Consider the following 22,588-nt stretch of genomic DNA (forward strand, 5'->3'; position numbering starts at 1 on the left):
CCTTTTACATAGAAAGGATTCGAACCTTATATGAATATTATGCCGGGGGTGACGAAATGTTATTTTTTCTGAAGAAATGGAATGAATTAAAAGATGTGAAATCTGAATTGGCACTTCGTGATTGGTTTTATGGTACCAAAATTAGTTTGTCGCTATGTACGTCAAAAGAGCCGTTAACATTTTTAGTAAATGTTGAGGGAAGAGATAAAGGGCTATTTTCGGAAGAAGATTTTATTGTCGTAAATTGCATGTGCGAGTCAGTATTTGAAAATGAAGAAAAACCAGCTGCAGAGTCATTTATGCATGCGGATATTTATAAAAAAAGTAGTGCAGGATGTATTTTACAAGTGCAGACTGTAGATAGTCATTTAATATCAGAGTTATATGGAGAAGAAGGAGAAGTAACGTTCGATAAACGCAGTGTGGAACGTGTTTTCGGAAAAGAAGGTATAACAGAAATGACCATTCCAATTGTAGAAGATGAAAAAAAATTCGCTGATTTATTAGAAAGCAATGTTCCGAATTTCATTGAAGGTGGAGGAGTAGTTCTTGTTCATAATTACGGCATGATTGTGTGGGGAAAAACGCCAGAAGAAGCGAAAAAATGGCTAGAGGGTATAGAATATTTAATGAACTATCATGTGAAATTATTAATGATTAAGGGCGCAAGAAGCTCTGTTATATAAAAATGAATGTGATATGGCCACAAGTTAATAAATAAATGAAAGCGTTTTAAAAATAATTTCACTCATAAAATATAGGTCTCCTTATTATATATAGATTACATGTTGACATGTAAGGAGGAACATATTTTGCGAGTTAAATATCATTTTCTGCCAAAGCAGCAAGTAACATTTTGCAAAATAAATGATTCTGGTGAAGAGGCACTGCAAACGATGAACAAAACGGGATTTCGAGCCATCCCGGTATTAGCAGAAGATGAGAAGAAATTCACGGGTATTATTTATAAAGTAGATTTATTAGAAAAAAATGCAATAGCGGATTAGAGCATGTAAGTGCAGGAGATATGCTTGACAATTCCAATGCATTTATTTTTGAAAAGGATTCCTTCTTCAGAGCCTTTTATGTGATTCGTCGGCTTCCGTTTTTAGCCGTGCTAAATGATTATAATGAATTTGTCGGTATGTTAACGCATTCGAATATATTTGATGTTATTGAAGATTCATTTGGTATGCGGACAGGTGGTTATATATTAACAATTGCAACACAAGATTGTAAGGGAACGATTAAAGAGCTTGGGACATTGTTAAAAGCATATAATATCGGTGGGTTGTTTACACTTGATAACGGTGATCAATATATCCGCCGCGTTATTGTAAATATATCAGATGAGTTAGATGAAACAAGATTAAAGCAATTAATCGGAAAAATAGAGAAAAAAGGATTCAGAGTGAGTCATGTAGATTATATTTAAGTTAAAAAGAAAAGTACCTATCTGTTATATGTAGATAGGTACTTTTCTTTGTGAGTAATAAACTTTATTTTGAAACAGGAGGCGGGGATAATGCTAGATCAGATAAAAAAATAAAGTCTGCATGCTCACGAATTTTAGGGATAGAAGTTTCAATAACTCGTGATGTAATTTCACCTGGGGGGCCCACATGCCCGATAGCTACCATAATAGGTTTTTCTTGAATTTTTTTGATGAGTAATTGGGCTTGTTTTGAAATATGTCCTGCTGTATACACATCATCAAAAAATAGTTGGTTTTCAATAATAGGAACTCCTAATTCTTTTCCGATTTTTGGGACGACACTATTAGGATTAGTTTTACTATCTAAGTAAAATAAACCGTGTTTTTTACAAGCAGCAAGTATAAGGCGAACAATTCTTTCATCCGCTGTTACTTTTGACCCCATATGATTGTTCATTCCAATTGCATGCGGAACTTCTTGAATCGCTTGTTCAAGTCGGTTGTTTATTTCTTCATCGCTTAAATCGGTTGTAATTGCTTTCGGTCCAAGCCATTCTTTTTTACCTTTAATAGGTTCCATTGGCATATGTATAATAACTTCATGGCCTTTTTTATGGGCAGCTATTGCATCTTCTTTTGTGGAAGGAAGAAAAGGCATAACAGCAACAGTGAGCGGAATGGGAAGTGATAACATTTGATTAGTCCCCTTCATATTATTGCCGAAATCATCAATGACAATAGCAACTTTATTTGTATGAGCATTTGCTTGAATAGGAAATAAGAAGGACGGTAAAAACAAAACAATGATGAACAATGTAATCGTATATTTTCGCATATAAATATTTCCTTTCTATTGTTATCCCGCTATTTGTGGGTAGTAAGACTCCCACCTCAACATTGGGCTGGATAGGTGGGAGATTCACTGCCTATAAACGCACGATTGGTGAATGCTAATAATCAGTGGGGCTGAACAAAAAACACTGATTAAAGTTTCACTTTATCAATCATCATTATGTTTTGCTTTTTTATATAAATTAAACAAAAAATGTCGAAGAAAAGTAGGTGGAAAATTAAGAATCCCCGGTTTACGTAGAATTTGTAAAAAAAGAAGATGAAAAAAATGTCTATTATTGCGAATGTATTTACAAAGATAGAATAATTTGTAATAATTCTCAAAGTGAGGGTAAAGATTTGTAAATTACAGGGAGAAAATGTTAAAATTTCTGATTCTTCAAATTTGTATATGATTAAGTAGTTAAAAAGGTCAATGGAGAAGTGAAGTTGAGAGCATGGAAGTATAATAAGGGGGATATGGATGTTTACTGTAAAAAGGAAGTACACATTAGAAAAGCTTTCACGTGATATTCATATGAAACGTGAAGAAATGATTCAACTAGGATTAACAAGTGGGCTAAATAGTAGGGAGACAATTCAAGTTAGTCAAGAATTGGACAAGCTTATTTTACAATATCAGTGTTATAAAGAAAAACAAACACCGAAATGGTTTTCAATTATAAAAATACCAATTTTCCAAATCGGGTATGAAGGAAAATCAAATAATTTTTGGCGAATGCTTGTCACTGGTTTTATGAAATAAGTATAATTACCCTTATAGGATAAGGATAATTATACTATGTGTAACGGAATTTCGATATGAACTGTCGTTCCTTCGTTTTCTGTACTGTCAATAAAAATATGCCCATTATACATCTCTACAATTCGTTTACATATGACAAGTCCAAGACCTGTTCCAGTATCTTTATTAGTAAAGAACGGATGAAAGAGGTGTTTTTGAATATGTTGCGGAATCCCTTTTCCAGTATCTGTAATCTGCAATTGTGCGTGTGTTTCATTGTTTTTTACTACAATGGTTAGTGTATCACTAGAAGTCATGGCCTCAATTGCATTTTTTGTAATGTTTAAAACCACTTGTTTCATATGGTCTTTGGAACAACGGATATGAACAGGATGGTCTGGCAAATGTAAATGGAATACAATGTTATGTAAATTCGCCTCAGATTGAATAATTAATGCTACCTCATTTAGAATTGTTCTTACGTCATATGTTTGTTCGATGATGGCGGTTGGCTTGCCGAGAATAAGAAATTCACTTACAATTTCATTGATTCGCTCTATTTCTTGTTCAATTACGGAAAAGTAGAACTGATCTTGTTCATCTTTATATTTCTCTTTTAATAGAGCGACGAGTCCTTTAATTCCAGTAAGAGGATTACGGATTTCGTGTGCTGTACTTGCTGCAAAAGTTCCAACTAATTCAATTTTCTGTAGTTCATTTTGTTGTCTTTCAAGTTTTGTTTGACGTTTTAACAACATATATTGAGCAAGTAAAAATAAAATAGACATTAAAAATAAAGTAGCGATACACTCTATTGCAACCCACTGGTATAAGTTTTTTTGATGAATAGGTAATGGTGAAACAGAGACCTTCCAATTTAATCTTTGGAGTGGAGTAGTAAGCATATTAGAATGCGTATCACTTGTGTCATTATTATCATCGGTTAGAAAAACTACATCATGTTTATCAGTTACCTCAAAATGGTATTGTGGTTTAATGGCATTTAAAGAAGATGAAATGTAATCAAAGCGTAAACTAGCTAATAATAATCCTGAGAGCTCCTTCTGTTTATTGAATATGGGGGCAGCAATCATAATAGCTTTATGTCCAAGAACGCGATCAGTAATGACTGATGATACAGTGGTTTTTTTAGTTTGTAGAACGTCTTGAATATATTTACGGTCTGAAACATCTACGGGCTTTGATTCATCTTCAGATGCGATTGTAATGACCCCTTTTGGTGTAGCGTAATATAGACCAGAAAAGCGTGCATCGTTTCCATCTGTATCATGTACAATTTGTTTAATGCCATTTATATTACCAGTCTCGGTGCCTACAACTTTTGCAAGCATGTCTAAAGCAGAAATTGCTTCACCAAGATGATGATCTAAATAATCTCTATATAAAAAGAGAACTGTATGAGCGGATAATTTGTTTTCCTGTTTCATTTTATATGTATGATACGAATAAAATGTAGCACCAATCCCTATTGTCGGTAGGATAACAAGCAATATATATATAATTATGCTTTGGAATTTGACTTTCAAATGTGGTACTCCTTCTTTTTTTATTATCATTATATATAAACTATGTTAAAATTGTCATGTTTTTATTCAAGAATGATTCTTAATATATTAGGGGAGAGGAAATGGATGAGTGAATGCTCATTCGGAATTCACATGAAGTATGAAGTGGCATTTTCTTTTTATTGCTGAGAATTTAAGTGAAGGGTTGAAAGTTGTATGACATCAAATAATGAACGAGAAGATATTTCTCAATCTTTAAAAGTATTTATTGCATTATCTCGTGTACATCGTTCTGTTATGGATACTACAAATAAATCTATACAAAGTAACGGGTTAAATCCAACGGAATTTGCTGTATTAGAACTGCTATATCATAAAGGCGGTCAACCACTCCAGCAAATTGGTGAGCGCATTTTAATAGCCAGTGGCAGCATTACATATGTTGTAGATAAGCTGGAGAAAAAGGGATTAGTAAAGAGAATCCCATGCCCGAATGACAGACGTGTTATTTACGCGCAATTAACTGAGTCTGGCGAGAACTTTATTGCTTCTATTTTTCCGGGGCATGAGAAAGTTATACATCGGTCTTTTGAAATGTTAACGAAAGATGAAAAAGATGAATTACTTGATCTATTAAAAAAAATTGGGAAGTATGAAAAATAATAATATGTTCCAAAGGAGCTTTGGATAAATAAATCCAAGGCTTTTTTATTTGCAATGAACTCAGGGTAGTAACTGCCGAATTTTGTTGAAAATTAAGAGGGAATTCGGGAATACGTATTGAATTATAGTAAAGGTATGTAATGGAGAGGAGGCTCGTTCATGTCATTTAAAGACTATGAATATAAACGCCCAAATATTGAAGAGTTAAAAGAGAAATTTACTGTTGCTTTAGAGAAGTTTGATAACGCAAAAACTGTAGAAGAACAAAAACAAGTCATTCATTCAATTAATGAAATTCGCAACGATTTTGGTACAATGGGAAACCTTTGTTACATTCGCCATTCTGTTGATACGACGGATACTTTTTATAAGGAGGAGCAGGATTTCTTTGATGAATTCTCTCCAGTTGTACAAGGATATGGTACAAAATATTATAAGGCACTCATTAATTCTCCATTTCGTGAAGAATTAGAGGCGTATTATGGAAAACAATTATTTGCTCTAGCAGAATGTGATTTAAAAACATATTCAGATGAAGTCGTGAAAGATTTACAATTAGAAAATAAATTATCGTCGCAATATACACAGTTATTAGCATCTGCAAAAATTGACTTTGCTGGAGAAGAAAGAACATTATCGCAACTGATTCCGTTTATGCAAGGAAAAGAAAGAAGCGAACGTAAAGCAGCAAGTGAAGCATACTACGGATTTTTAGCTGGAAATGAGGAAGAACTAGATCGTATTTATGATGAGCTTGTTAAAGTGAGAACGAAAATCGCAAAATCTTTAGGTTTCAAAAACTTTGTTGAACTTGGATATGCAAGAATGTACCGTACAGATTATAATGCGGAGATGGTGGCTAATTACCGTCAGCAAGTGCTGGATTATATCGTTCCCGTTACAACGGAATTAAGAAAGCGACAACAAGCACGTATCGGTGTAGAGAAGTTAGCTTATTACGACGAAAACTTTGAGTTTGCTACAGGGAACCCAACTCCAAAAGGAGATGCGGATTGGATTGTTGATCATGGAAAGACGATGTATAAAGAGTTATCGGCTGAGACAGATGAATTTTTCAATTTCATGCTAGATAATGATTTATTAGATTTAGTTGCGAAAAAAGGAAAAGCTGGTGGCGGATATTGTACATATATTGAGAATTATAAAGCGCCATTTATTTTCTCAAACTTCAATGGAACATCTGGTGACATTGATGTATTAACACATGAAGCAGGTCATGCTTTCCAAGTATATGAAAGTCGTAAATTTGAAATTCCAGAATATAATTGGCCAACATATGAAGCGTGTGAAATCCACTCTATGAGTATGGAATTTTTTACATGGCCATGGATGAAGCTATTCTTTGAAGAAGATGCAGATAAATATTACTTCTCTCACTTAAGTTCAGCACTTCTGTTTTTACCTTATGGCGTATCAGTTGATGAATATCAACATTATGTATATGAAAATCCTGAAGCATCACCTGAAGAGCGTAAGACAGCATGGCGTAACATAGAGAAGAAATACTTACCGCATCGTGATTATGAAGATAATGATTATTTAGAGCGCGGTGGTTTTTGGCAACGTCAAGGGCATATTTATAGTTCACCTTTCTATTATATTGATTACACGCTTGCTCAAATTTGTGCGCTACAATTTTGGAAACGTGCAAGAGATAATAGACAAGAGGCGTGGGAAGATTATGTGAATCTGTGTCAACAAGGTGGAAGTAAATCGTTCTTAGAATTAGTAGAAGTTGCAAATTTAACATCACCATTTGCTGAAGGCTGTGTGAAAAGTGTTATTACAGAAATTGAAGCATGGTTACATGCGTTTGACGACACAAAATTGTAAAAAACATGCGCTTTTTTTCACATGTTTAACATCGACATAATGGGAAAATGATGAGATAATAAAAGAAAATTCAGAATACTAAAGAGGTGTTTCTAATAAGGAGCACCTCTTTTCACCAACAAAAGGGGGGAACAAGTATGCTTCAATCTAATATGGATGTGAGTTTAGAAAGTTTAGTAAACTCATTACAGTCTACCCGAAGCACGCTATTATCAGAAATTGAAATGTTAAATGATACAGAAGTGAATGTAAAGCCACGCCGTGATAAATGGAGTATTACTCAAATTTTACACCACTTGCATTTAGTTGAACAATCTGTCACGTCTGCCCTTGTATATGCTTTACAAAAAAACGAAAGAAACATGACTCCATTTAAAGACCTCCAACTTACGCTTGATCGCACACATAAACGAGAAGCTCCTCAGCAAATGCAACCAACAGAAACTTTAATGAAAAAACAGCAAGGAATTCAATTACTAGAACATTCACGACAAGAACTATTACACGCGCTTCATAGTGTTATAGATGAAAAAGATCTATTTGAAAATGGATTAAAGCATCCTGTTTTTAATGATCTGAATTTGTATCAATGGGTTCAATTTCTTGATTTGCATGAACAAAGACATCTTACGCAGTTAAAAGAGGCGAAACATGCAATTTTGCAACGCTAAAGTGGAAGAAGTGGGAAACCACTTCTTTTTTGATATGTGCATAGTTTTCTTTCTTATTTTGGAATACTACATGGAGAAAGAAAAGAAGGAGTTGAAAAAATATGTCTAAGAAGAAGCGAGAAGAGGAGCGCGCCTGGAAAGCGCGTAAAGAAAATCAACAACCGCACGGAAAAGTGAAAGCTTTTGCTGAATTAGTTGAAGGAACAGAAAAAACGTGATGATTATTTCATCACGTTTTTTGTATGAGTGGAAAAGTTAATAAAAAGGTTGTACCGATTCCTTTTTCACTTATAATATCAATTTTTCCGTTCATAGCTTGAACAACACTGAATACGACCATCATTCCAAGTCCAGTGCCTTTTTCTTTCGTTGAATAGAAAGGCGAACCAAGACGTTTTACTTGTTCTGAATCCATACCGATTCCTGTATCTTTTATATATAACTGAATATGCTTATGATCAGGAACTAATGTGAAATAAAGATCACCGCCTTTTGGCATAGCCTCAATGCAATTTTTTAAAATATTTAATAAACATTGATTTAGTTTTTGTTTTTCTCCAGCGATAAAAAAAGAAGTGCTTTGCTTTATATAATGAGTACGTACATTTGTTAAATTAGCAAGCGGTGTAATTAACGACAATGCATGTAGTAATTCTTCTTCTAACTGTAATGTTTGTTCTTTTTCAATGCTTGGTTTGGCAAAAGTTAAATAATCTGTAAGAACATGATTTGCTTGTTCGATGCCGTTAATGGCAATGTCGATATATAATTTTCGTTCCTGCTCAGTGCATGTATCTGATTGTAACAGTTGTAAAAACCCTTTCGTTGAAGTTAATGGATTGCGAATTTCATGAGAGATAGACGCTGCCATTTCACCAATTAAATGAAACTTTTCAGCATTTATAAGTTCGTTTTGGAGACGAACTTGAGTTTGTAATATGTGTAGTAAATATAAAATTAGGATCGTACCAAGCATTGAACATAACTCATATACAATAATATGCGGTATATAATCAGTCTTATTTGTAACCTTTGAAAGAAAGAAAGGTATCCAACTAAATCCATATGTGAGACTGTAGATAATAGCAAGTGTTATTTTTATACGATTAGAAGTTCGATTGAAAAATTTATATGTTAATAGTAGAACAATAAATAGAAGAACAGAACCGATAAGAGATGGGAAAACACCTACCCCACCTAATAGTAAGCGATATATGTTTAATACAACTAAGATAGAACCACCAGCAATAGGCCCTCCCGTTAATGTACCGACAATTAATACAATATGGCGCATATCAAATTGAAAACCATTATTTGTTTTTGCTGCAAATGTAATACAGAGTACGGTAGCGAGGCAACACAATACAATAAATATAGCTGAATTTAATTTAGGAGAGCGTTTCCCTTTTTGATTCCAAAATAAATGATATACGAGCATTGTAATAAGGATGAATAATATATTTAAAAAGAGATAAATAATAAAGGATTTCAGTGGGATGCCTCCTCTCTTCTTATATTAAATTAATCATACTATAAAATGTAAGAAATGAAATAATAAATAGCGGAAAAATCAGAAATTTTTACGCTAGTATACAATATGTTACAATAAGCTGTGTCAATGAAAGAAGAAATTCCGTGCACCGCGCGGGAGAGGTTCGCGAACTCCCTCTATAAAAAACTATGGAAACAACAATATCCTTAGGTATTGTTTTGTTTTTTTATTGTGACAGTTCAAGAACGTTCTTTCTTCTTATTTATAGTAGAGAAGGAGAATGAGTGAAATGAAAAAAGAAAAAGCAGTTGTTGTTTTTAGTGGAGGACAAGATAGTACAACATGTTTATTTTGGGCAATAGAGCAGTTTGCAGAGGTAGAAGCTGTAACGTTTAATTACAATCAACGTCATAAGCTAGAAATTGATTGTGCAGCGAAAATTGCAAAAGAGCTAGGAATAAAGCATACGGTACTAGATATGAGTCTATTAAATCAACTTGCTCCAAATGCGTTAACGAGAACGGATATGGAGATTACACATGAAGAAGGTGAATTGCCATCGACATTTGTAGATGGACGAAATTTACTCTTCTTATCATTTGCTGCTGTATTAGCAAAACAAGTTGGAGCACGTCATATTGTAACGGGTGTATGTGAAACTGATTTCAGTGGTTATCCAGATTGCCGTGATGTGTTTGTGAAATCGTTAAACGTTACTTTAAATTTATCCATGGATTACCCGTTTGTCATTCACACGCCACTTATGTGGATTGATAAAGCTGAAACATGGAAATTATCAGATGAACTTGGAGCATTTGAGTTTGTTCGAGAAAAAACATTAACATGTTATAACGGAATCATTGGTGATGGTTGCGGTGAATGTCCAGCGTGCCAACTTCGTAAAGCAGGATTAGATACGTACCTACAAGAACGCGAAGGAGCGAACAACTAATGGATAATTTCTTTGGATTTCGCATCGTAGAAAATTTGCAAAAAATGGACAAGGATATTCAGCGTAAACAGCTCAAATACCATAATAAAAGAGTAATGGTCAGCAAGGAATTTACATTTGATGCAGCACACCATTTACACTGTTATGAAGGGAAATGTAAAAACTTACATGGTCACACATATAAAGTTGTATTTGGAATTAGTGGATATGTAAATGAAATAGGACTTGCAATTGACTTTGGTGATATAAAAGAGATTTGGAAGAATGAAATCGAAATTTATTTAGATCATCGTTATTTAAACGAAACGTTACCTGCAATGAATACGACTGCTGAAAATATGGTCGTTTGGATTTATGAAAAGATGGCAGAGGCACTAACTAAAGAGAATCGAGTGAACGAATATAAAGGAGCTCGCGTAGAATTTGTTCGTCTATTTGAGACGCCGACTAGTTATGCGGAAGTAAGACGGGAGTGGATGCTCGATGAGTAAAATCCCTGTCTTAGAAATATTTGGTCCGACTATTCAAGGTGAAGGAATGGTTGTAGGGCAAAAGACAATGTTTATCCGTACGGCTGGTTGTGATTATAGCTGCGCTTGGTGTGATTCTGCTTTTACATGGGATGGATCAGCTAAAAATCAAATTAGACAGATGACAGCAGAAGATATTTGGGATGAGCTTGTTGCAATTGGAGGAGAAAAATTTTCTCATGTTACGATTTCAGGCGGGAATCCGGCATTGCTGAAAAATATTGAGTTTCTTCTTTCTATATTAAAAGAAAATGGAATGCGGACGGCAATTGAAACTCAAGGGAGTAAATGGCAAGATTGGTTACTTCAAATTGATGAAGTAACAATTTCTCCAAAACCACCAAGTTCGACGATGAAAACAGATTTTCAGAAGTTAGATGCTATTATTCAGAAACTAGCAGGAAAAGATATTAGTTTAAAAGTAGTAGTATTCGATGATCATGATTTTGAATATGCAGTTAAGATGCACGAACGTTATCCAGATGTACCATTTTTCTTGCAAGTAGGAAACGATGATACAAAAACAGTGGATGATGCGATGCTTATTAAAAAATTATTAGATAAGTATGAGTGGCTGATTGATAAAGCTGTAAATTGTAAAGAGATGAATGATGCAAAAGTATTGCCCCAGCTTCATGCGTTAGTATGGGGAAATAAACGCGGCGTATAATGAGAAGGGATGTTTAAAATGACAGGAAGATTAGATGAAGATTTAAAAGATGTAACATTACTAGGAAATCAAAATACAAAATATTTATTTGAATATAGCCCAGAAATATTAGAGGTATTTGATAATAATCATCCAAACCGTGATTATTTTGTAAAATTCAATTGTCCTGAATTTACAAGTTTATGTCCGAAAACAGGACAACCAGATTTTGCAACAATTTATATTAGCTATATTCCAGAGCAAAAAATGGTAGAGAGTAAATCTTTAAAGTTGTATTTATTTAGTTTCCGCAATCATGGTGATTTCCACGAAGATTGCATGAACGTTATTATGAACGATTTAATTAAATTAATGGATCCACGTTACATTGAGGTATGGGGGAAATTTACACCACGTGGTGGCATTTCAATTGATCCATACTGCAACTACGGTCGCCCGGGGACGAAGTATGAACAAATGGCTGACTACCGCATGATGAACCACGATCTATATCCGGAAACAATTGATAATCGTTAATAGAAAGAAAGGGCATGTATACTATACAGGCCCTTTCTTTCTATTATATTATGCATTTTGATTAATGACAGTATAGTTTTTATGACTTACAACTGTAAGAGGTTCCATATCTAGTTCTCTAAAATTCTTCATAATTGTTATATCAACAATAACAGAGTTTTGATTTACTTTTTGAACACGGCCTTGCATTCCACCTTTAAATTCGATGATATCTCCAGTTTCTGCGATCTGCATAAGCAACTCTCCTTGTTACAGTTTTCCCAAAAAAAGAATAAATTTGGGTTTTTTTATTTCCTCCTATTTTGAACCATATTTCCTACTTTGTAAATGTTTCCAAAGTAAAAATTCGAAAAATATTCACTTTTTGTAAGAAAATATGTAGAAAATCCATGTTATTTGAAAAAATAGCAAAAATGCGGAAATCTTTATATCGAGGTATAATGAAAAAGTAGAATAACCTGCTGAAGTGGGAGAAATTAGAGGCGGTAAAATGATGTTTGAATTTGTGGGGAGTGTTATAGCTTTAATTTTATTTTTATTTTCTTATATGCATTTAAAAAAGATTCGTCAATATGATACGAATACATATTTTGATGGGATGGATGGTACCCATGCTTCGATAACACATGATAGTGGTGGGGAGATGTAAAGGTATATAACTTTCTTTTCTTGCGTGGTATGATATTTAGAACTAGTGCATAATAGAGTTCGTAAGTGATGAATGGAGAGTGAAAAGAATGAAGATTTCTTTTATTCGTCATGGTTGTTTAGGTCGTATAAGAGAACCGATGACAATTAATTCATTTCACGAATGGATGAAACAGTATGATTCCGAGTCAATGATACAAAAAGCTAAAATGCCGATAGAAACAATAGAGGCAATTGAAGCAGCGAAATTTGTCTTAACAAGTGATCAAAGGCGTGCTGTACAATCAGCAGCTGAATTGACAGATTCTTTATCTTTTATGCAAAATTCTCTTTTTAGAGAAGCTGAAGTTCCTTCATGCTTTTTTGCTCCGAAGTGGTTGAAATGCACAATTAAGGTATGGATGTTCATTGGACGAACGTTATGGATACTTGGCTACCATAAAGATGTTGAGTCTTATAAGGAAGTAAGAGAGAGGGCAAGGCAAGCGGCTTACCTGTTACATCGTTATGCTCTCGTACATGGAAGTATTGCTCTTGTAGGTCATAAGTATTTTAATTCGATGATTGGAACGGAGCTGAGGGCAATGGGATGGTCTGGTTCTCCTATTTTGCATAGAAAGCCATGGGGATGTACAACATATACGTTTCACGAGGCGATTGATGGAAATATATTAAATACGAATTTAACATAAAAGCACACGATTTATATAAATCGTGTGCTTTCTTTTTAAGATATAGAAATTTTGACGTTTAATGTTTTTACGAGATGAGCATAAGGTTCGCCTACTAGCATAACAATTTCATCTTTTTTATAACCTAACTTTTCGTATAGTGAATAGGCGCGTGTGTTTTCTAAATTAACAAGTAAAGCGATTTTTTCATGCCCTTTTTCAGTTGCATAGATTTCGGCAGCTTCAATTAATTTAGAACCTATACCTTTTCCGCCGTGTGCACTTGAAACTGATAATGTATCAATGTAATACTCATCAAGCTCAGCTTCTTTTTCTAACGTAATTGATTCATCTTTATGTAATTCTCTTAAGTGATGTACAATTGGTGCGTCAAGCTGTGTTGCTTCACTACCGTGATAAGCGACAATAATTCCAACTGCACTCTCGTCTTGTTCATAGACAAAACAGTTTTCGTAGCTCAGACGGTTATTTTCTTTTGAGAACCATGTCTCAAGTCCTAGTAATACTTCTGCTTTAACTGTGCTACCTGTGATTTTTTCAGCAATTTCATGCAGAGCATTATACAATAAAGGAGCTATTGCCATTGCATCTGTCTTTTTTGCTTTCCGAATCATAGTATCCCTCCTAGTTCTATTTGTATATTGTAGCATAGTGGTATGGAACTTTGCATAATTGAATGCCGAAATGTTTGATATAGAGAAGTAGCTATGTTAGTATATGATATTTAGTGGACATATAGTAAAACGATATTGTTTGCGAAATAACGAAAATAAAATCATGGCATAACAACGAGATAAAATGAAACGTTAATCAGTAAGACTTTTGTTCATTCCACGACTGATTAGTAGCCAACACCAATCGGACCGCCTGCAAATAGCGGGATAATTTTACAGTTGTTGACCTATAGAATATACGATAAAATAAAATATTGCAGAGAGGTGAAATACATGGATAAAGAATTAGCAAATACAATTTTAGATCAGCTGAAAAATGGTGAAATAACGGAGTATGTTGTTACGAAAGATGTATTTTATACGTTCAGAGAAGTTGTTGTAAATAGAGAAGACTTTAAGCATTTCATTGGTAACGCACAACGAGGCGGGCAAGTGATTTATACATATTCAGAAACGCCACGTTCATAAAGGGGAATTTTGATCAGCAGGGCATCCCTCACTGATTAGTAGCCGACACCAATCGAACGTTTAATGCGGGATAAATAAAAGATAAAGGAGAGGGGAATTATGGGCGATTTTAAACAAGGCATTTTACCACATTGGGATTATATGTGGAAAGATAGAGCCGGCAATAGATTTATGGGAATGGTTATGTATCCAGAGAAACGAAAATGTTCAGCAAAAATGCTTCAGAAAATAAAAAGAGCATATGAAGAAGCGATAGAAATTAAAGTAACTGTACAAGTTCAACATACATATCAGTACGTAGAAGGAATGATTGTATACTTTGATGAAGAGGCTCCTGTATGTACAATGCTTGATAAAGATGAAAATCCACATCACATATTTGTAAAAGATATTTTGCGTATTGAGCACTCTGAATAAACTTTTCATAAATAAATTGAAGTTCCATAATAATAATCTTTTTCTATAATAGTTATCTTTTAGTATGTAACGAAAAACGAAAGTATATGTATAATATATTTAATAAGGTAAATTTGATAAATGTAATCGTTTTTTAGAGCAGATTATAGTTTCATATCTGTTCTTTTTTGCGTGATGCTGGAGAAATATATTTCTTCAGCATCTACCGTTTTATGACAAAATATATTGTTAACTTTTTTTAAAATAAGATTAAATTCGTTGACAACTTTTTTGAAAAGCACTTTATTGACATGAGTTTTAGAATGTTGTTTCATAGTCATTGTATTGAAAAAAAACGGCTATCATGTCGAAAAGTAAAAGTTAAAAAAAGAAAGAATTTATACATATATCTTGTGTCTTATTTTGAAACGTAATACAATATATAGAGAAATCAAGAACAACATATAGAGAATATAGATTTGAGAGGGAGGGTCGGAAATGTTAGTTGCATATGATTCTATGACAGGAAACGTGAAGCGTTTCATTCACAAATTAAATATGCCGGCCGTTCAAATTGATGAAGATCTAGTAATAGATGAAGACTTTATTCTTATTACGTATACAACAGGTTTTGGCAATGTACCAGAACGTGTTTTAGACTTTTTAGAGCGCAATAATGAAAAATTAAAAGGCGTATCTGCAAGCGGCAATCGTAACTGGGGAGACATGTTCGGTGCAAGTGCTGACAAGATTTCTACTAAATATGAAGTGCCTATTGTATCAAAATTTGAGTTATCTGGAACAAATAACGATGTAGAATATTTTAAGGAAAGGGTGCGGGAGATTGCGACACATTGAACTGAATAATGAAATCACGCAAATGCAGGACGGTTTTTATCAGCTTCATAAAGATAAAGAGGCATTAGAAGTCTTTATGGAAGAAGCTAGAGAGAATACCGTTCCTTTTAATAGCGTGGCAGAGCGAATGGAGTATATGAAAGAACATGATTACTATTACAACGTTCTGGACGAGTATAGCTTGGAGGAAGTAGAGGGAGTATATAACATCGCTTATGGTGAAAACTTCGAGTTCCAATCTTATATGGCAGCATCTAAGTTCTACAAAGATTATGCGTTAAAAACGAATGATCAAAAACAATACTTAGAAAGCTATGAAGATCGTGTAGCAATTGTGTCATTATACTTAGGACGCGGTGATGTTTCGAAGGCAAAACAATTCGCAAGCATGATTGTAAAACAAAACTACCAACCAGCGACACCAACCTTTTTAAATGCGGGAAGAAGCAGAAGAGGAGAAATGGTGTCTTGTTTCTTGTTAGAGATGGACGATAGCTTAAATTCAATTGGTTTTAACATTAATACTGCGATGCAATTATCGAAAATCGGCGGGGGAGTAGCCTTAAACTTATCTAAGCTACGCGCACGTGGTGAGCAAATTAAAGGTATCGACAACGCTGCAAGTGGTGTAGTGCCTGTTATGAAATTGCTTGAAGATTCGTTTTCATATGCGAATCAGCTTGGCCAACGAAAAGGTGCCGGCGCAGTATATTTAAACATTTTCCATTGGGATATTATTGAATTCCTTGATACAAAAAAAATAAATGCCGATGAGAAGAGCCGTATTCAGTCTCTATCAATCGGAATTATCGTTCCAAGTAAGTTCTTTGAGCTTGCTGAGAAAAACGAACCTTTCCATGTTTTCGCGCCTTATACGGTTTATAAAGAATATGGCAAGCATTTAGATGATATTGACATTGATGAAATGTACGATGAATTAATGAGCAATCCGAAAGTGAAGAAGAAGCCACTAGATATTAGTGCACGTGATATGCTTATTAAAATCGCTATGATTCAGCTTGAGTCTGGTTACCCATACTTAATGTTTAAATCAAATGCAAATAATCAACATCCATTGAAGGATATTGGAACTGTGAAGATGTCGAACTTATGTACAGAAATCTTCCAGCTTCAAGAAACTTCAGAAATAAATGATTACGGTACAGATGACATTATCCGTCGTGATATTAACTGTAACTTAGGATCGTTAAATATCGTAAACGTAATGGAAAATAAAGAAATTCGTGAAGCAGTTCATGCGGGAATGGAAGCTTTAACAGCTGTTTCTGATATGACGATTATTCCGAATGCACCAACTGTGAAAAAAGCAAATGACGAGCTTCATTCAGTTGGACTTGGAGCAATGAACTTACACGGATATTTAGCAAAAAATAAAATCGCTTATGAAAGTGCAGAAGCGAAAGAATTCGCTCGTACATTCTTTATGATGTTAAATTACTATTCTATTGAGAAAAGTATGGAAATCGCTACAGAAAAAGGCGAGACATTTAAAGACTTCGATAAATCTGATTATGCGAATGGCACATACTTCGAAAAGTATGAAACGACAGATTACAGCCCAGTAACTGAAAAAGTTCAGCAACTATTTGAAGGAATTCATATTCCGACAAAAGAAGATTGGACAAGTTTAAAAGAGCAAGTGCAAAAGAATGGTTTATACAACTCATATCGTCTTGCCATTGCTCCAACACAATCAATCAGTTACGTTCAAAATGCAACTTCAAGCGTAATGCCGATCGTAAGTCAAATCGAATCAAGAACATATGCGAACGCGACAACATATTATCCAATGCCGTATTTATCAAAAGATACGTTCTGGTACTATAAATCTTCTTACGATATGAATCAGTTTAAATTAATTGATTTAATCGCAGAAATTCAAGAACATATTGATCAAGGAATTAGTACAATTCTTTACGTTAATAGTGATATTTCAACACGTGAATTAGCACGTTACTACATCTATGCACATAAAAAAGGCTTAAAGAGTCTGTATTATACGAGAACACGTAAATTAAGCGTGGAAGAGTGTGTGGCTTGTACCGTTTAATATAAAAAGTGAGACATGATGAGCAGGGTTTTCTGAACCCTGCTCATGCTTAGTTATCATATTTAGAGAAGGGGCGATTTAATGCGTGCGGTAAACTGGAACAAAAAAGAAGATGATTTTAGTTTAATGTTTTGGAAGCAAAACATCGCTCAGTTTTGGACAGAAGAAGAAATTGCGGTTTCGTCTGACAAAAATACTTGGGTGCAATTATCGAAAGAAGAGCAAATTGCTTATAAGCGTGTATTAGGTGGTTTAACACTTTTAGATACGAAACAAGGTGGCGAAGGAATGCCACTTGTACTTGTTCATCTTGAAAATTTACAAGCTAAAAGTGTATTAGCTTTCATGGGAGCTATGGAAGAAGTACATGCGAAGAGTTACAGTCATATCTTTACAACGTTAGCTACTGAAGAAGAAATTGATGATATTTTTGACTGGGTAGACAATCATCCATTACTTGAGAAAAAGGCCGGTATTATTACTGGTTACTATCGTCGTTTGTTAAAGCCTGAGGTAACGAAAAAAGAGCTATATATGGCAATGGTAGCAAGTGTGTTCTTAGAAAGTTATTTATTCTATAGTGGATTCTTCTATCCGCTTTACTTAGCTGGTCAAGGAAAACTAACAGCAAGTGGTGAGATTATTAACTTGATAATTCGTGATGAGTCAATTCACGGCGTATTCGTCGGTATTTTAGCACAACAAATCTTCGCAGAACTTTCTGCAGAAGAGCAACAAGAAGTGCAAAAAGAAACACAAGAGTTATTAATGGAACTATATGAAATTGAAATGGCCTATACAGAAGAAATTTACACTTCTATCGGTCTTGTAGAAGATGTAAATCGTTTCGTTCGTTACAATGCGAATAAAGGGCTTATGAACTTAGGACTTGAGCCGAAGTTTGAAGAAGAAGAAATTAACCCAATCGTTTTAAATGGTTTACGTACAGATACGAAAAACCATGATTTCTTCTCTGTAAAAGGAAATGGTTACGTAAAAGCAACGAATGTTGAAAAGTTAGCTGACGATGACTTCGTGTTTAACTTTTAATATAGGATTATAAAGAAAAGCTGTCTTATTCATTGATAAGACAGCTTTTCTTTATAATTTTGTTTACATAACACTATTATTTCTATATAGCGATTTATGTTTGGGAAGTTCTATTCGGTTAACGGATAGAACTTTTTGTAATTAAATGGGTATTTACAAACTTTTTGTATCAGTGTATTATTTAACTAGTACACCAATACAAAAGGAGGGAAGAAATGAAAATAGAGTTTTCTCCAAATATACCAATTTACATTCAGGTAATGGAATACATAAAAAAAGAGATCGTAACAGGACAGTTATTGCCTGGTGATAAAATTCCCTCTGTCCGTGAATTAGCGAGTGAATTACAAGTGAATCCAAATACGATTCAGCGTACATTTCAAGAGCTAGAACGGGATGGAGTTGTTGTAACACGTAGAGGAATGGGACGGTATGTAACGAATGAAGGGGAGAAAATAATGGAGCTGCGAAAAGAGATGGCGAAAGAATTACTTCATTCTTTTATAGATGGAATGGACAATTTAGGTTTTTCAGAAGAAGAAATTCTTACAATTCTTCGTTCTTCATTGCATGATAAGAGGGAGGAGAGCCAATGACAGAGCTATTAAAAATAGAAAACTTATGGAAGAGATACGGATTAAAAGCAGTGATCCGTGAATTAAACATAGAGATTACGGAAGGGAAAATCGTTGGGCTTGTTGGAGATAACGGGAGCGGGAAAACGACGTTATTGAAAATGATTGCAGGCTTGCAACACCCTTCTGAAGGCAGTATCACAATAGACGGTAAAAAGGTAGGATTACAGACGAAAGAAATCGTTTCATTTATGTCCGATAAGCCAATCTTTGATGATTGGATGACTGTAAAAGACGCTTTATTTTTCTACCGGGATTTTTATAAAGACTTCGATATTCAAAAAGCGGTAGATACGATAGCGGAATTTAAAATATCGCTAGAAGAAAAAATTACAGCATTGTCAAAAGGTATGGTTGAGAAGCTGCAGATTATTTTAACGTTTTCTCGAAAAGCGAAGCTATATGTACTAGATGAGCCATTGGGCGGAATTGATCTTGTTTCTAGAGAACATGTACTTGAGCTAATACTTAAATTTTATCGTCAAGACTGTACGCTACTTATATCGACTCATTTAATAAGAGAAATTGAAAATATATTCGATGAAGTAATCTTTTTGAAAGATGGAGAAATAATATTGCATGAAAATGTAGAAGAACTAAGATTTCAAAAGGGTAAAGCAGTACATGAGCTGTTTAAGGAGGCCTATGAGAAATGAGTCAGCTTTTTCATTATCTGTATAATTGTAATAAGAGAAAGATAGCTATTATTTACTTTGGTTTTATTACAGTTTCATTAATTCTTTTATTTAATATGAAAGGAGTTTCAGGAGTTAGAATTTCAGGTAGGCAAGATATAATTATTATTATATTTTTTATCGTGCTAGGTATAAATGGATTTGCAATTCTTCTAACAGGTATATCGTCTTTTCGGAAAATGTTAAAAGACTCTATGCTACGTTATACTTCTATTTCAGCAAAAAAGTATATATGTGCAAATATTTTATTCTGTGTACTACTCTTTATGATTTTGCTAGGAATAGGAATCATTTTTCTATACTATTTTTCTTTAAATATTTACAATGGCAAAACTAATTTAGGTATTCAGCAAGCGATACACAGTTTATATGATTATGGAATATTACATCATATGTTATCTATTTTCTTATGGGGACTAGATTTTCTTAATATGCTAGTTTCTATTTATTTTATTATAGTAATTGTGAAACTATTCAATGTGAAATCATCGATGAATAAGATTGCTTGTTTAGTTTTGTTCGTCATTTTTACAGCATTTAATGGAGGAATAACGTATATTTTTCAGCAAATAGAAAAGTATGTGTTTGCTATAAATAATATTGGATTTATAGATAAAAATGGTTTTTTAAATACATCATTTTATTCTGGTACCGAGATTACAATTTTAAATCTATTTTTTAATTGTTTATTAACAATTATATTACTAGTAGTTACAGGTTACATAGTCGATAAAAAACTAGAAGTCTAAAGGAGGAATCAGCATTGGGAAACGTAGTAGTAAAGTTAGAGAATGTTCGAAAAAGGATTGGTGGAACGGAAATTATTCGTGGTTTATCATTTGAGGTTCGTGAAGGAGAAGTATACGGATTCCTTGGACCGAACGGTAGCGGTAAGACGACGACGATCCGTATGATGACAGGTCTTATTTCAATGACAGAGGGCGATATTACAATTTGTGGACATAGTATTCGCTCGGAGCGTGAAAAGGCACTAGAGCAAATTGGAGCGATTGTAGAAAATCCTGAACTATATGATTATATGACAGGAATGCAAAACTTAAAGCATTTTGCGAACATGGCCATTAAACCAATTAGTAAAGAGCGCATTGCTGAGATTGTAAAGCTTGTTGAATTAGAGCATGCAATTCATAAAAAGGTGAAAACATATTCACTTGGTATGAAACAACGTTTAGGAATTGCACAGGCATTACTTCATCAGCCGAAAATCTTAATTTTAGATGAGCCGACAAATGGATTAGATCCAGCTGGTATTCGCCAAATTCGTGATTATTTACAACGTTTAGCGAAAGAAGAGAATATTGCTGTAATCGTATCAAGTCACTTATTGAGTGAAATTGAATTAATGTGTGATCGCGTCGTTATTATTAAACAAGGTGAGTTTGTACAAGAGTACAACTTACATGAAAAAGTGAAGCATGATGAGGCAGTCGTTGTAGCGTTTGAAGTAGATGAAGTTCAGAAAGCGAATGAAATTATTAAAGGTAAAGCGAAAGGGAATGTAATTGTAGCATCTTTAACAAAAGACAACATTCCACAAATTGTAAAAAAACTTGTTCATGCTGATGTGCTTGTATACGGAGTTACTGTTCAAAATAAAACGTTAGAGGATGAGTTCTTAGCGATTACTGGGGGAGTGAAAGCGTAATGTTTAAATTAATTCAAAATGAATTTTTAAAGTTGCATGCGAAAAAAGGTATGTATATTTTAATTGGTGTCATTGCGGCACTCGAAATTTTAGGTACTTTAGCAATGTTGAAGTGGGGAAAAGGTGATGAGTTTAAGGGATCATATTTAGATTATGCAAACTCAGAGATTGGCTTAATTGTTTTATTTACAACGATTTTTGGGATCACACTTGCTGCCCGTACTCTTACTGATGAGTTCCAAAAAGGTACAATTAAACAATTGTTAATCCGTCCAAGAAAAAGACTTGCAGTTTTATTTTCTAAATATATTACAGTGTTATTAGCAATGTTATTTATCGTATTAGCTGGTATGCTAATTGCAATGATTATTGGCGGTATTGTAATGGATGGTAGTAAAACAGAATTAACGTTAGGAATCGTAATGAAGTCCACTTTATATCAATTACTTTCACCGTTCTTTTTTGCAACACTTGCATTTTTCCTAGCAAATGTCTTTAGAAAGTCTGTATTACCATTAATTATTACGATGTTCCTATTCTTCTTACAAGGTGCAATTAACATGGTATTAATAATGTTTGCAAAAGGTGTAGCGAAGTTTGTAGTATTCTTCCATTTGGATTTAAGAGCTTACGACAGTAATAAATTAATTAGTGGTGGAGTAGAACCAACATTTACAGAATTTACGTTTACAACTTCATTATTACTTGTAGCTGCATACTTTGTTGTGTTACTTGTAGCATCAAGTGCATTATTCCAAAAACGTGACGTATTATAATAAAAGAAATCCCCGCTTGTAAAAACGGGGATTTTTATTACATAAATTTCACTTGGATTGCAACTTGAAGAACA

General features: G+C 33.9%; 27 protein-coding genes, 1 pseudogene and 1 riboswitch. Of the genes and pseudogenes, 23 read left to right on the plus strand and 5 right to left on the minus strand.

What is annotated here, in order from left to right; translation table 11 throughout:
• The first annotated feature begins 56 nt into the window (after positions 1 to 56).
• Positions 57 to 686, plus strand: coding sequence for a class II aldolase/adducin family protein (locus ASE54_RS00295; protein WP_000896006.1), 630 nt, complete (start codon positions 57 to 59; stop codon positions 684 to 686).
• 126 nt (positions 687 to 812) lie between these two features.
• Positions 813 to 1,435, plus strand: a pseudogene (gene cbpA, locus ASE54_RS00300) (cyclic di-AMP binding protein CbpA).
• 64 nt (positions 1,436 to 1,499) lie between these two features.
• Here cbpA and ASE54_RS00305 read toward each other — a convergent pair.
• The gene (locus ASE54_RS00305) at positions 1,500 to 2,270 is read right to left on the minus strand and encodes a divergent polysaccharide deacetylase family protein (RefSeq protein ID WP_001234134.1); all 771 of its coding nucleotides are present in this window, start codon (positions 2,268 to 2,270) and stop codon (positions 1,500 to 1,502) included.
• Between the two features lie 480 nt (positions 2,271 to 2,750).
• On the opposite strand from ASE54_RS00305, the gene ASE54_RS00310 reads away from it, so the two are divergent.
• Positions 2,751 to 3,032 (plus strand): aspartyl-phosphate phosphatase Spo0E family protein, encoded by a 282-nt coding sequence (locus ASE54_RS00310; RefSeq protein ID WP_000495537.1) that lies wholly within the window; start codon positions 2,751 to 2,753, stop codon positions 3,030 to 3,032.
• Positions 3,033 to 3,061: 29 nt separating this feature from the next.
• On the opposite strand, the gene ASE54_RS00315 is transcribed toward ASE54_RS00310, so the two are convergent.
• A complete protein-coding gene (locus ASE54_RS00315; RefSeq protein WP_000865060.1) occupies positions 3,062 to 4,558 on the minus strand; it encodes a DUF3149 domain-containing protein in 1,497 nt (498 codons plus the stop codon).
• Between the two features lie 195 nt (positions 4,559 to 4,753).
• Here ASE54_RS00315 and ASE54_RS00320 point away from each other — a divergent pair, with 195 nt between their 5' ends.
• The 4 genes from ASE54_RS00320 (at position 4,754) to ASE54_RS36650 (ending at position 7,943) form a co-directional block, all read left to right on the plus strand.
• Complete coding sequence (locus ASE54_RS00320) at positions 4,754 to 5,200, plus strand: MarR family transcriptional regulator (RefSeq protein WP_000203339.1); 447 nt, start codon at positions 4,754 to 4,756, stop codon at positions 5,198 to 5,200.
• Positions 5,201 to 5,359: 159 nt separating this feature from the next.
• On the plus strand, positions 5,360 to 7,054 hold the full coding sequence (locus ASE54_RS00325) for a M3 family oligoendopeptidase (protein ID WP_000008575.1): 1,695 nt from the start codon (positions 5,360 to 5,362) through the stop codon (positions 7,052 to 7,054).
• Between the two features lie 137 nt (positions 7,055 to 7,191).
• Positions 7,192 to 7,725, plus strand: a complete 534-nt coding sequence (locus tag ASE54_RS00330; protein WP_000941975.1) for a DinB family protein — start codon at positions 7,192 to 7,194, stop codon at positions 7,723 to 7,725.
• A gap of 101 nt (positions 7,726 to 7,826) precedes the next feature.
• Complete coding sequence (locus tag ASE54_RS36650; protein WP_000038355.1) at positions 7,827 to 7,943, plus strand: DUF6254 family protein; 117 nt, start codon at positions 7,827 to 7,829, stop codon at positions 7,941 to 7,943.
• 11 nt (positions 7,944 to 7,954) lie between these two features.
• On the opposite strand, the gene kinB is transcribed toward ASE54_RS36650, so the two are convergent.
• A complete protein-coding gene (gene kinB / locus ASE54_RS00340) occupies positions 7,955 to 9,163 on the minus strand; it encodes a sporulation sensor histidine kinase KinB (protein ID WP_002083096.1) in 1,209 nt (402 codons plus the stop codon).
• Positions 9,164 to 9,369: 206 nt separating this feature from the next.
• A riboswitch (PreQ1 riboswitch) is annotated at positions 9,370 to 9,413 on the plus strand.
• Between the two features lie 93 nt (positions 9,414 to 9,506).
• On the opposite strand from kinB, the gene queC reads away from it, so the two are divergent.
• From queC to queF, 4 genes are read left to right on the plus strand one after another with little or no spacing between them, the layout of a single operon-like run.
• Entirely contained in the window at positions 9,507 to 10,169 is a 663-nt protein-coding gene (gene queC / locus ASE54_RS00345) for a 7-cyano-7-deazaguanine synthase QueC (protein ID WP_000711598.1), read from the plus strand.
• Positions 10,169 to 10,660 carry a 6-carboxytetrahydropterin synthase QueD gene (gene queD / locus ASE54_RS00350; protein WP_000368414.1) on the plus strand — a complete coding sequence of 164 codons (492 nt, stop codon included), beginning with the start codon at positions 10,169 to 10,171 and terminating at the stop codon, positions 10,658 to 10,660. The genes queC and queD overlap by 1 nt, the downstream gene beginning before the upstream one ends.
• On the plus strand, positions 10,653 to 11,369 hold the full coding sequence (gene queE / locus ASE54_RS00355; protein ID WP_000036303.1) for a 7-carboxy-7-deazaguanine synthase QueE: 717 nt from the start codon (positions 10,653 to 10,655) through the stop codon (positions 11,367 to 11,369). The genes queD and queE overlap by 8 nt, the downstream gene beginning before the upstream one ends.
• Positions 11,370 to 11,387: 18 nt before the next feature.
• Positions 11,388 to 11,885, plus strand: coding sequence for a preQ(1) synthase (gene queF / locus ASE54_RS00360; RefSeq protein WP_001986050.1), 498 nt, complete (start codon positions 11,388 to 11,390; stop codon positions 11,883 to 11,885).
• Between the two features lie 48 nt (positions 11,886 to 11,933).
• On the opposite strand, the gene ASE54_RS00365 is transcribed toward queF, so the two are convergent.
• Positions 11,934 to 12,119, minus strand: a complete 186-nt coding sequence (locus tag ASE54_RS00365; RefSeq protein ID WP_001165082.1) for a DUF2187 family protein — start codon at positions 12,117 to 12,119, stop codon at positions 11,934 to 11,936.
• Between the two features lie 259 nt (positions 12,120 to 12,378).
• Here ASE54_RS00365 and ASE54_RS36150 point away from each other — a divergent pair, with 259 nt between their 5' ends.
• Entirely contained in the window at positions 12,379 to 12,534 is a 156-nt protein-coding gene (locus tag ASE54_RS36150; protein WP_002083105.1) for a hypothetical protein, read from the plus strand.
• 88 nt (positions 12,535 to 12,622) lie between these two features.
• The gene (locus ASE54_RS00375) at positions 12,623 to 13,225 is read left to right on the plus strand and encodes a hypothetical protein (RefSeq protein WP_000703091.1); all 603 of its coding nucleotides are present in this window, start codon (positions 12,623 to 12,625) and stop codon (positions 13,223 to 13,225) included.
• A gap of 35 nt (positions 13,226 to 13,260) precedes the next feature.
• Here ASE54_RS00375 and ASE54_RS00380 read toward each other — a convergent pair whose 3' ends face one another.
• Positions 13,261 to 13,839 carry a GNAT family N-acetyltransferase gene (locus tag ASE54_RS00380; protein WP_000619550.1) on the minus strand — a complete coding sequence of 193 codons (579 nt, stop codon included), beginning with the start codon at positions 13,837 to 13,839 and terminating at the stop codon, positions 13,261 to 13,263.
• A 333-nt stretch (positions 13,840 to 14,172) separates the two neighbouring features.
• On the opposite strand from ASE54_RS00380, the gene ASE54_RS00385 reads away from it, so the two are divergent.
• From ASE54_RS00385 to ASE54_RS00430, 10 genes are all read left to right on the plus strand, one after another.
• Positions 14,173 to 14,367: a hypothetical protein gene (locus ASE54_RS00385; protein WP_000356686.1), complete on the plus strand. Its 195-nt coding sequence runs from the start codon at positions 14,173 to 14,175 to the stop codon at positions 14,365 to 14,367.
• Positions 14,368 to 14,466: 99 nt separating this feature from the next.
• Positions 14,467 to 14,784: a hypothetical protein gene (locus ASE54_RS00390; RefSeq protein ID WP_000502199.1), complete on the plus strand. Its 318-nt coding sequence runs from the start codon at positions 14,467 to 14,469 to the stop codon at positions 14,782 to 14,784.
• 477 nt (positions 14,785 to 15,261) lie between these two features.
• On the plus strand, positions 15,262 to 15,621 hold the full coding sequence (gene nrdI / locus ASE54_RS00395) for a class Ib ribonucleoside-diphosphate reductase assembly flavoprotein NrdI (protein WP_000959447.1): 360 nt from the start codon (positions 15,262 to 15,264) through the stop codon (positions 15,619 to 15,621).
• On the plus strand, positions 15,608 to 17,692 hold the full coding sequence (gene nrdE / locus ASE54_RS00400) for a class 1b ribonucleoside-diphosphate reductase subunit alpha (RefSeq protein WP_001215843.1): 2,085 nt from the start codon (positions 15,608 to 15,610) through the stop codon (positions 17,690 to 17,692). Before nrdI ends, nrdE begins: the two co-directional genes overlap by 14 nt.
• A gap of 81 nt (positions 17,693 to 17,773) precedes the next feature.
• Positions 17,774 to 18,742, plus strand: coding sequence for a class 1b ribonucleoside-diphosphate reductase subunit beta (gene nrdF / locus ASE54_RS00405; protein ID WP_001203025.1), 969 nt, complete (start codon positions 17,774 to 17,776; stop codon positions 18,740 to 18,742).
• A 215-nt stretch (positions 18,743 to 18,957) separates the two neighbouring features.
• A complete protein-coding gene (locus ASE54_RS00410) occupies positions 18,958 to 19,338 on the plus strand; it encodes a GntR family transcriptional regulator (protein WP_000687506.1) in 381 nt (126 codons plus the stop codon).
• A complete protein-coding gene (locus ASE54_RS00415) occupies positions 19,335 to 20,033 on the plus strand; it encodes an ABC transporter ATP-binding protein (RefSeq protein WP_000137742.1) in 699 nt (232 codons plus the stop codon). The genes ASE54_RS00410 and ASE54_RS00415 overlap by 4 nt, the downstream gene beginning before the upstream one ends.
• A complete protein-coding gene (locus tag ASE54_RS00420; RefSeq protein ID WP_000080429.1) occupies positions 20,030 to 20,821 on the plus strand; it encodes a hypothetical protein in 792 nt (263 codons plus the stop codon). Before ASE54_RS00415 ends, ASE54_RS00420 begins: the two co-directional genes overlap by 4 nt.
• Before the next feature lie 14 nt (positions 20,822 to 20,835).
• Positions 20,836 to 21,738: an ABC transporter ATP-binding protein gene (locus tag ASE54_RS00425; RefSeq protein WP_000528817.1), complete on the plus strand. Its 903-nt coding sequence runs from the start codon at positions 20,836 to 20,838 to the stop codon at positions 21,736 to 21,738.
• Positions 21,738 to 22,514 carry an ABC transporter permease gene (locus ASE54_RS00430; RefSeq protein ID WP_000475425.1) on the plus strand — a complete coding sequence of 259 codons (777 nt, stop codon included), beginning with the start codon at positions 21,738 to 21,740 and terminating at the stop codon, positions 22,512 to 22,514. Before ASE54_RS00425 ends, ASE54_RS00430 begins: the two co-directional genes overlap by 1 nt.
• Positions 22,515 to 22,588: the final 74 nt, after the last annotated feature.

It is taken from the genome of Bacillus sp. Root131, assembly GCF_001429475.1.
Classification (GTDB): Bacteria; Bacillota; Bacilli; order Bacillales; family Bacillaceae_G; genus Bacillus_A; species Bacillus_A thuringiensis_S.

What these genes read in the sequence shown, in the direction of transcription:
- ASE54_RS00295 (WP_000896006.1), top strand. Translation starts at nt 57, where the DNA reads ATGTTATTTTTTCTGAAGAAATGGAATGAATTAAAAGATGTGAAATCT.
- ASE54_RS00305 (WP_001234134.1), bottom strand. Translation starts at nt 2,270, where the DNA reads ATGCGAAAATATACGATTACATTGTTCATCATTGTTTTGTTTTTACCG.
- ASE54_RS00310 (WP_000495537.1), top strand. Translation starts at nt 2,751, where the DNA reads ATGTTTACTGTAAAAAGGAAGTACACATTAGAAAAGCTTTCACGTGAT.
- ASE54_RS00320 (WP_000203339.1), top strand. Translation starts at nt 4,754, where the DNA reads ATGACATCAAATAATGAACGAGAAGATATTTCTCAATCTTTAAAAGTA.
- ASE54_RS00325 (WP_000008575.1), top strand. Translation starts at nt 5,360, where the DNA reads ATGTCATTTAAAGACTATGAATATAAACGCCCAAATATTGAAGAGTTA.
- ASE54_RS00330 (WP_000941975.1), top strand. Translation starts at nt 7,192, where the DNA reads ATGCTTCAATCTAATATGGATGTGAGTTTAGAAAGTTTAGTAAACTCA.
- ASE54_RS36650 (WP_000038355.1), top strand. Translation starts at nt 7,827, where the DNA reads ATGTCTAAGAAGAAGCGAGAAGAGGAGCGCGCCTGGAAAGCGCGTAAA.
- kinB (WP_002083096.1), bottom strand. Translation starts at nt 9,163, where the DNA reads ATGCTCGTATATCATTTATTTTGGAATCAAAAAGGGAAACGCTCTCCT.
- queC (WP_000711598.1), top strand. Translation starts at nt 9,507, where the DNA reads ATGAAAAAAGAAAAAGCAGTTGTTGTTTTTAGTGGAGGACAAGATAGT.
- queD (WP_000368414.1), top strand. Translation starts at nt 10,169, where the DNA reads ATGGATAATTTCTTTGGATTTCGCATCGTAGAAAATTTGCAAAAAATG.
- queE (WP_000036303.1), top strand. Translation starts at nt 10,653, where the DNA reads ATGAGTAAAATCCCTGTCTTAGAAATATTTGGTCCGACTATTCAAGGT.
- queF (WP_001986050.1), top strand. Translation starts at nt 11,388, where the DNA reads ATGACAGGAAGATTAGATGAAGATTTAAAAGATGTAACATTACTAGGA.
- ASE54_RS00365 (WP_001165082.1), bottom strand. Translation starts at nt 12,119, where the DNA reads ATGCAGATCGCAGAAACTGGAGATATCATCGAATTTAAAGGTGGAATG.
- ASE54_RS36150 (WP_002083105.1), top strand. Translation starts at nt 12,379, where the DNA reads ATGTTTGAATTTGTGGGGAGTGTTATAGCTTTAATTTTATTTTTATTT.
- ASE54_RS00375 (WP_000703091.1), top strand. Translation starts at nt 12,623, where the DNA reads ATGAAGATTTCTTTTATTCGTCATGGTTGTTTAGGTCGTATAAGAGAA.
- ASE54_RS00380 (WP_000619550.1), bottom strand. Translation starts at nt 13,839, where the DNA reads ATGATTCGGAAAGCAAAAAAGACAGATGCAATGGCAATAGCTCCTTTA.
- ASE54_RS00385 (WP_000356686.1), top strand. Translation starts at nt 14,173, where the DNA reads ATGGATAAAGAATTAGCAAATACAATTTTAGATCAGCTGAAAAATGGT.
- ASE54_RS00390 (WP_000502199.1), top strand. Translation starts at nt 14,467, where the DNA reads ATGGGCGATTTTAAACAAGGCATTTTACCACATTGGGATTATATGTGG.
- nrdI (WP_000959447.1), top strand. Translation starts at nt 15,262, where the DNA reads ATGTTAGTTGCATATGATTCTATGACAGGAAACGTGAAGCGTTTCATT.
- nrdF (WP_001203025.1), top strand. Translation starts at nt 17,774, where the DNA reads ATGCGTGCGGTAAACTGGAACAAAAAAGAAGATGATTTTAGTTTAATG.
- ASE54_RS00410 (WP_000687506.1), top strand. Translation starts at nt 18,958, where the DNA reads ATGAAAATAGAGTTTTCTCCAAATATACCAATTTACATTCAGGTAATG.
- ASE54_RS00415 (WP_000137742.1), top strand. Translation starts at nt 19,335, where the DNA reads ATGACAGAGCTATTAAAAATAGAAAACTTATGGAAGAGATACGGATTA.
- ASE54_RS00420 (WP_000080429.1), top strand. Translation starts at nt 20,030, where the DNA reads ATGAGTCAGCTTTTTCATTATCTGTATAATTGTAATAAGAGAAAGATA.
- ASE54_RS00430 (WP_000475425.1), top strand. Translation starts at nt 21,738, where the DNA reads ATGTTTAAATTAATTCAAAATGAATTTTTAAAGTTGCATGCGAAAAAA.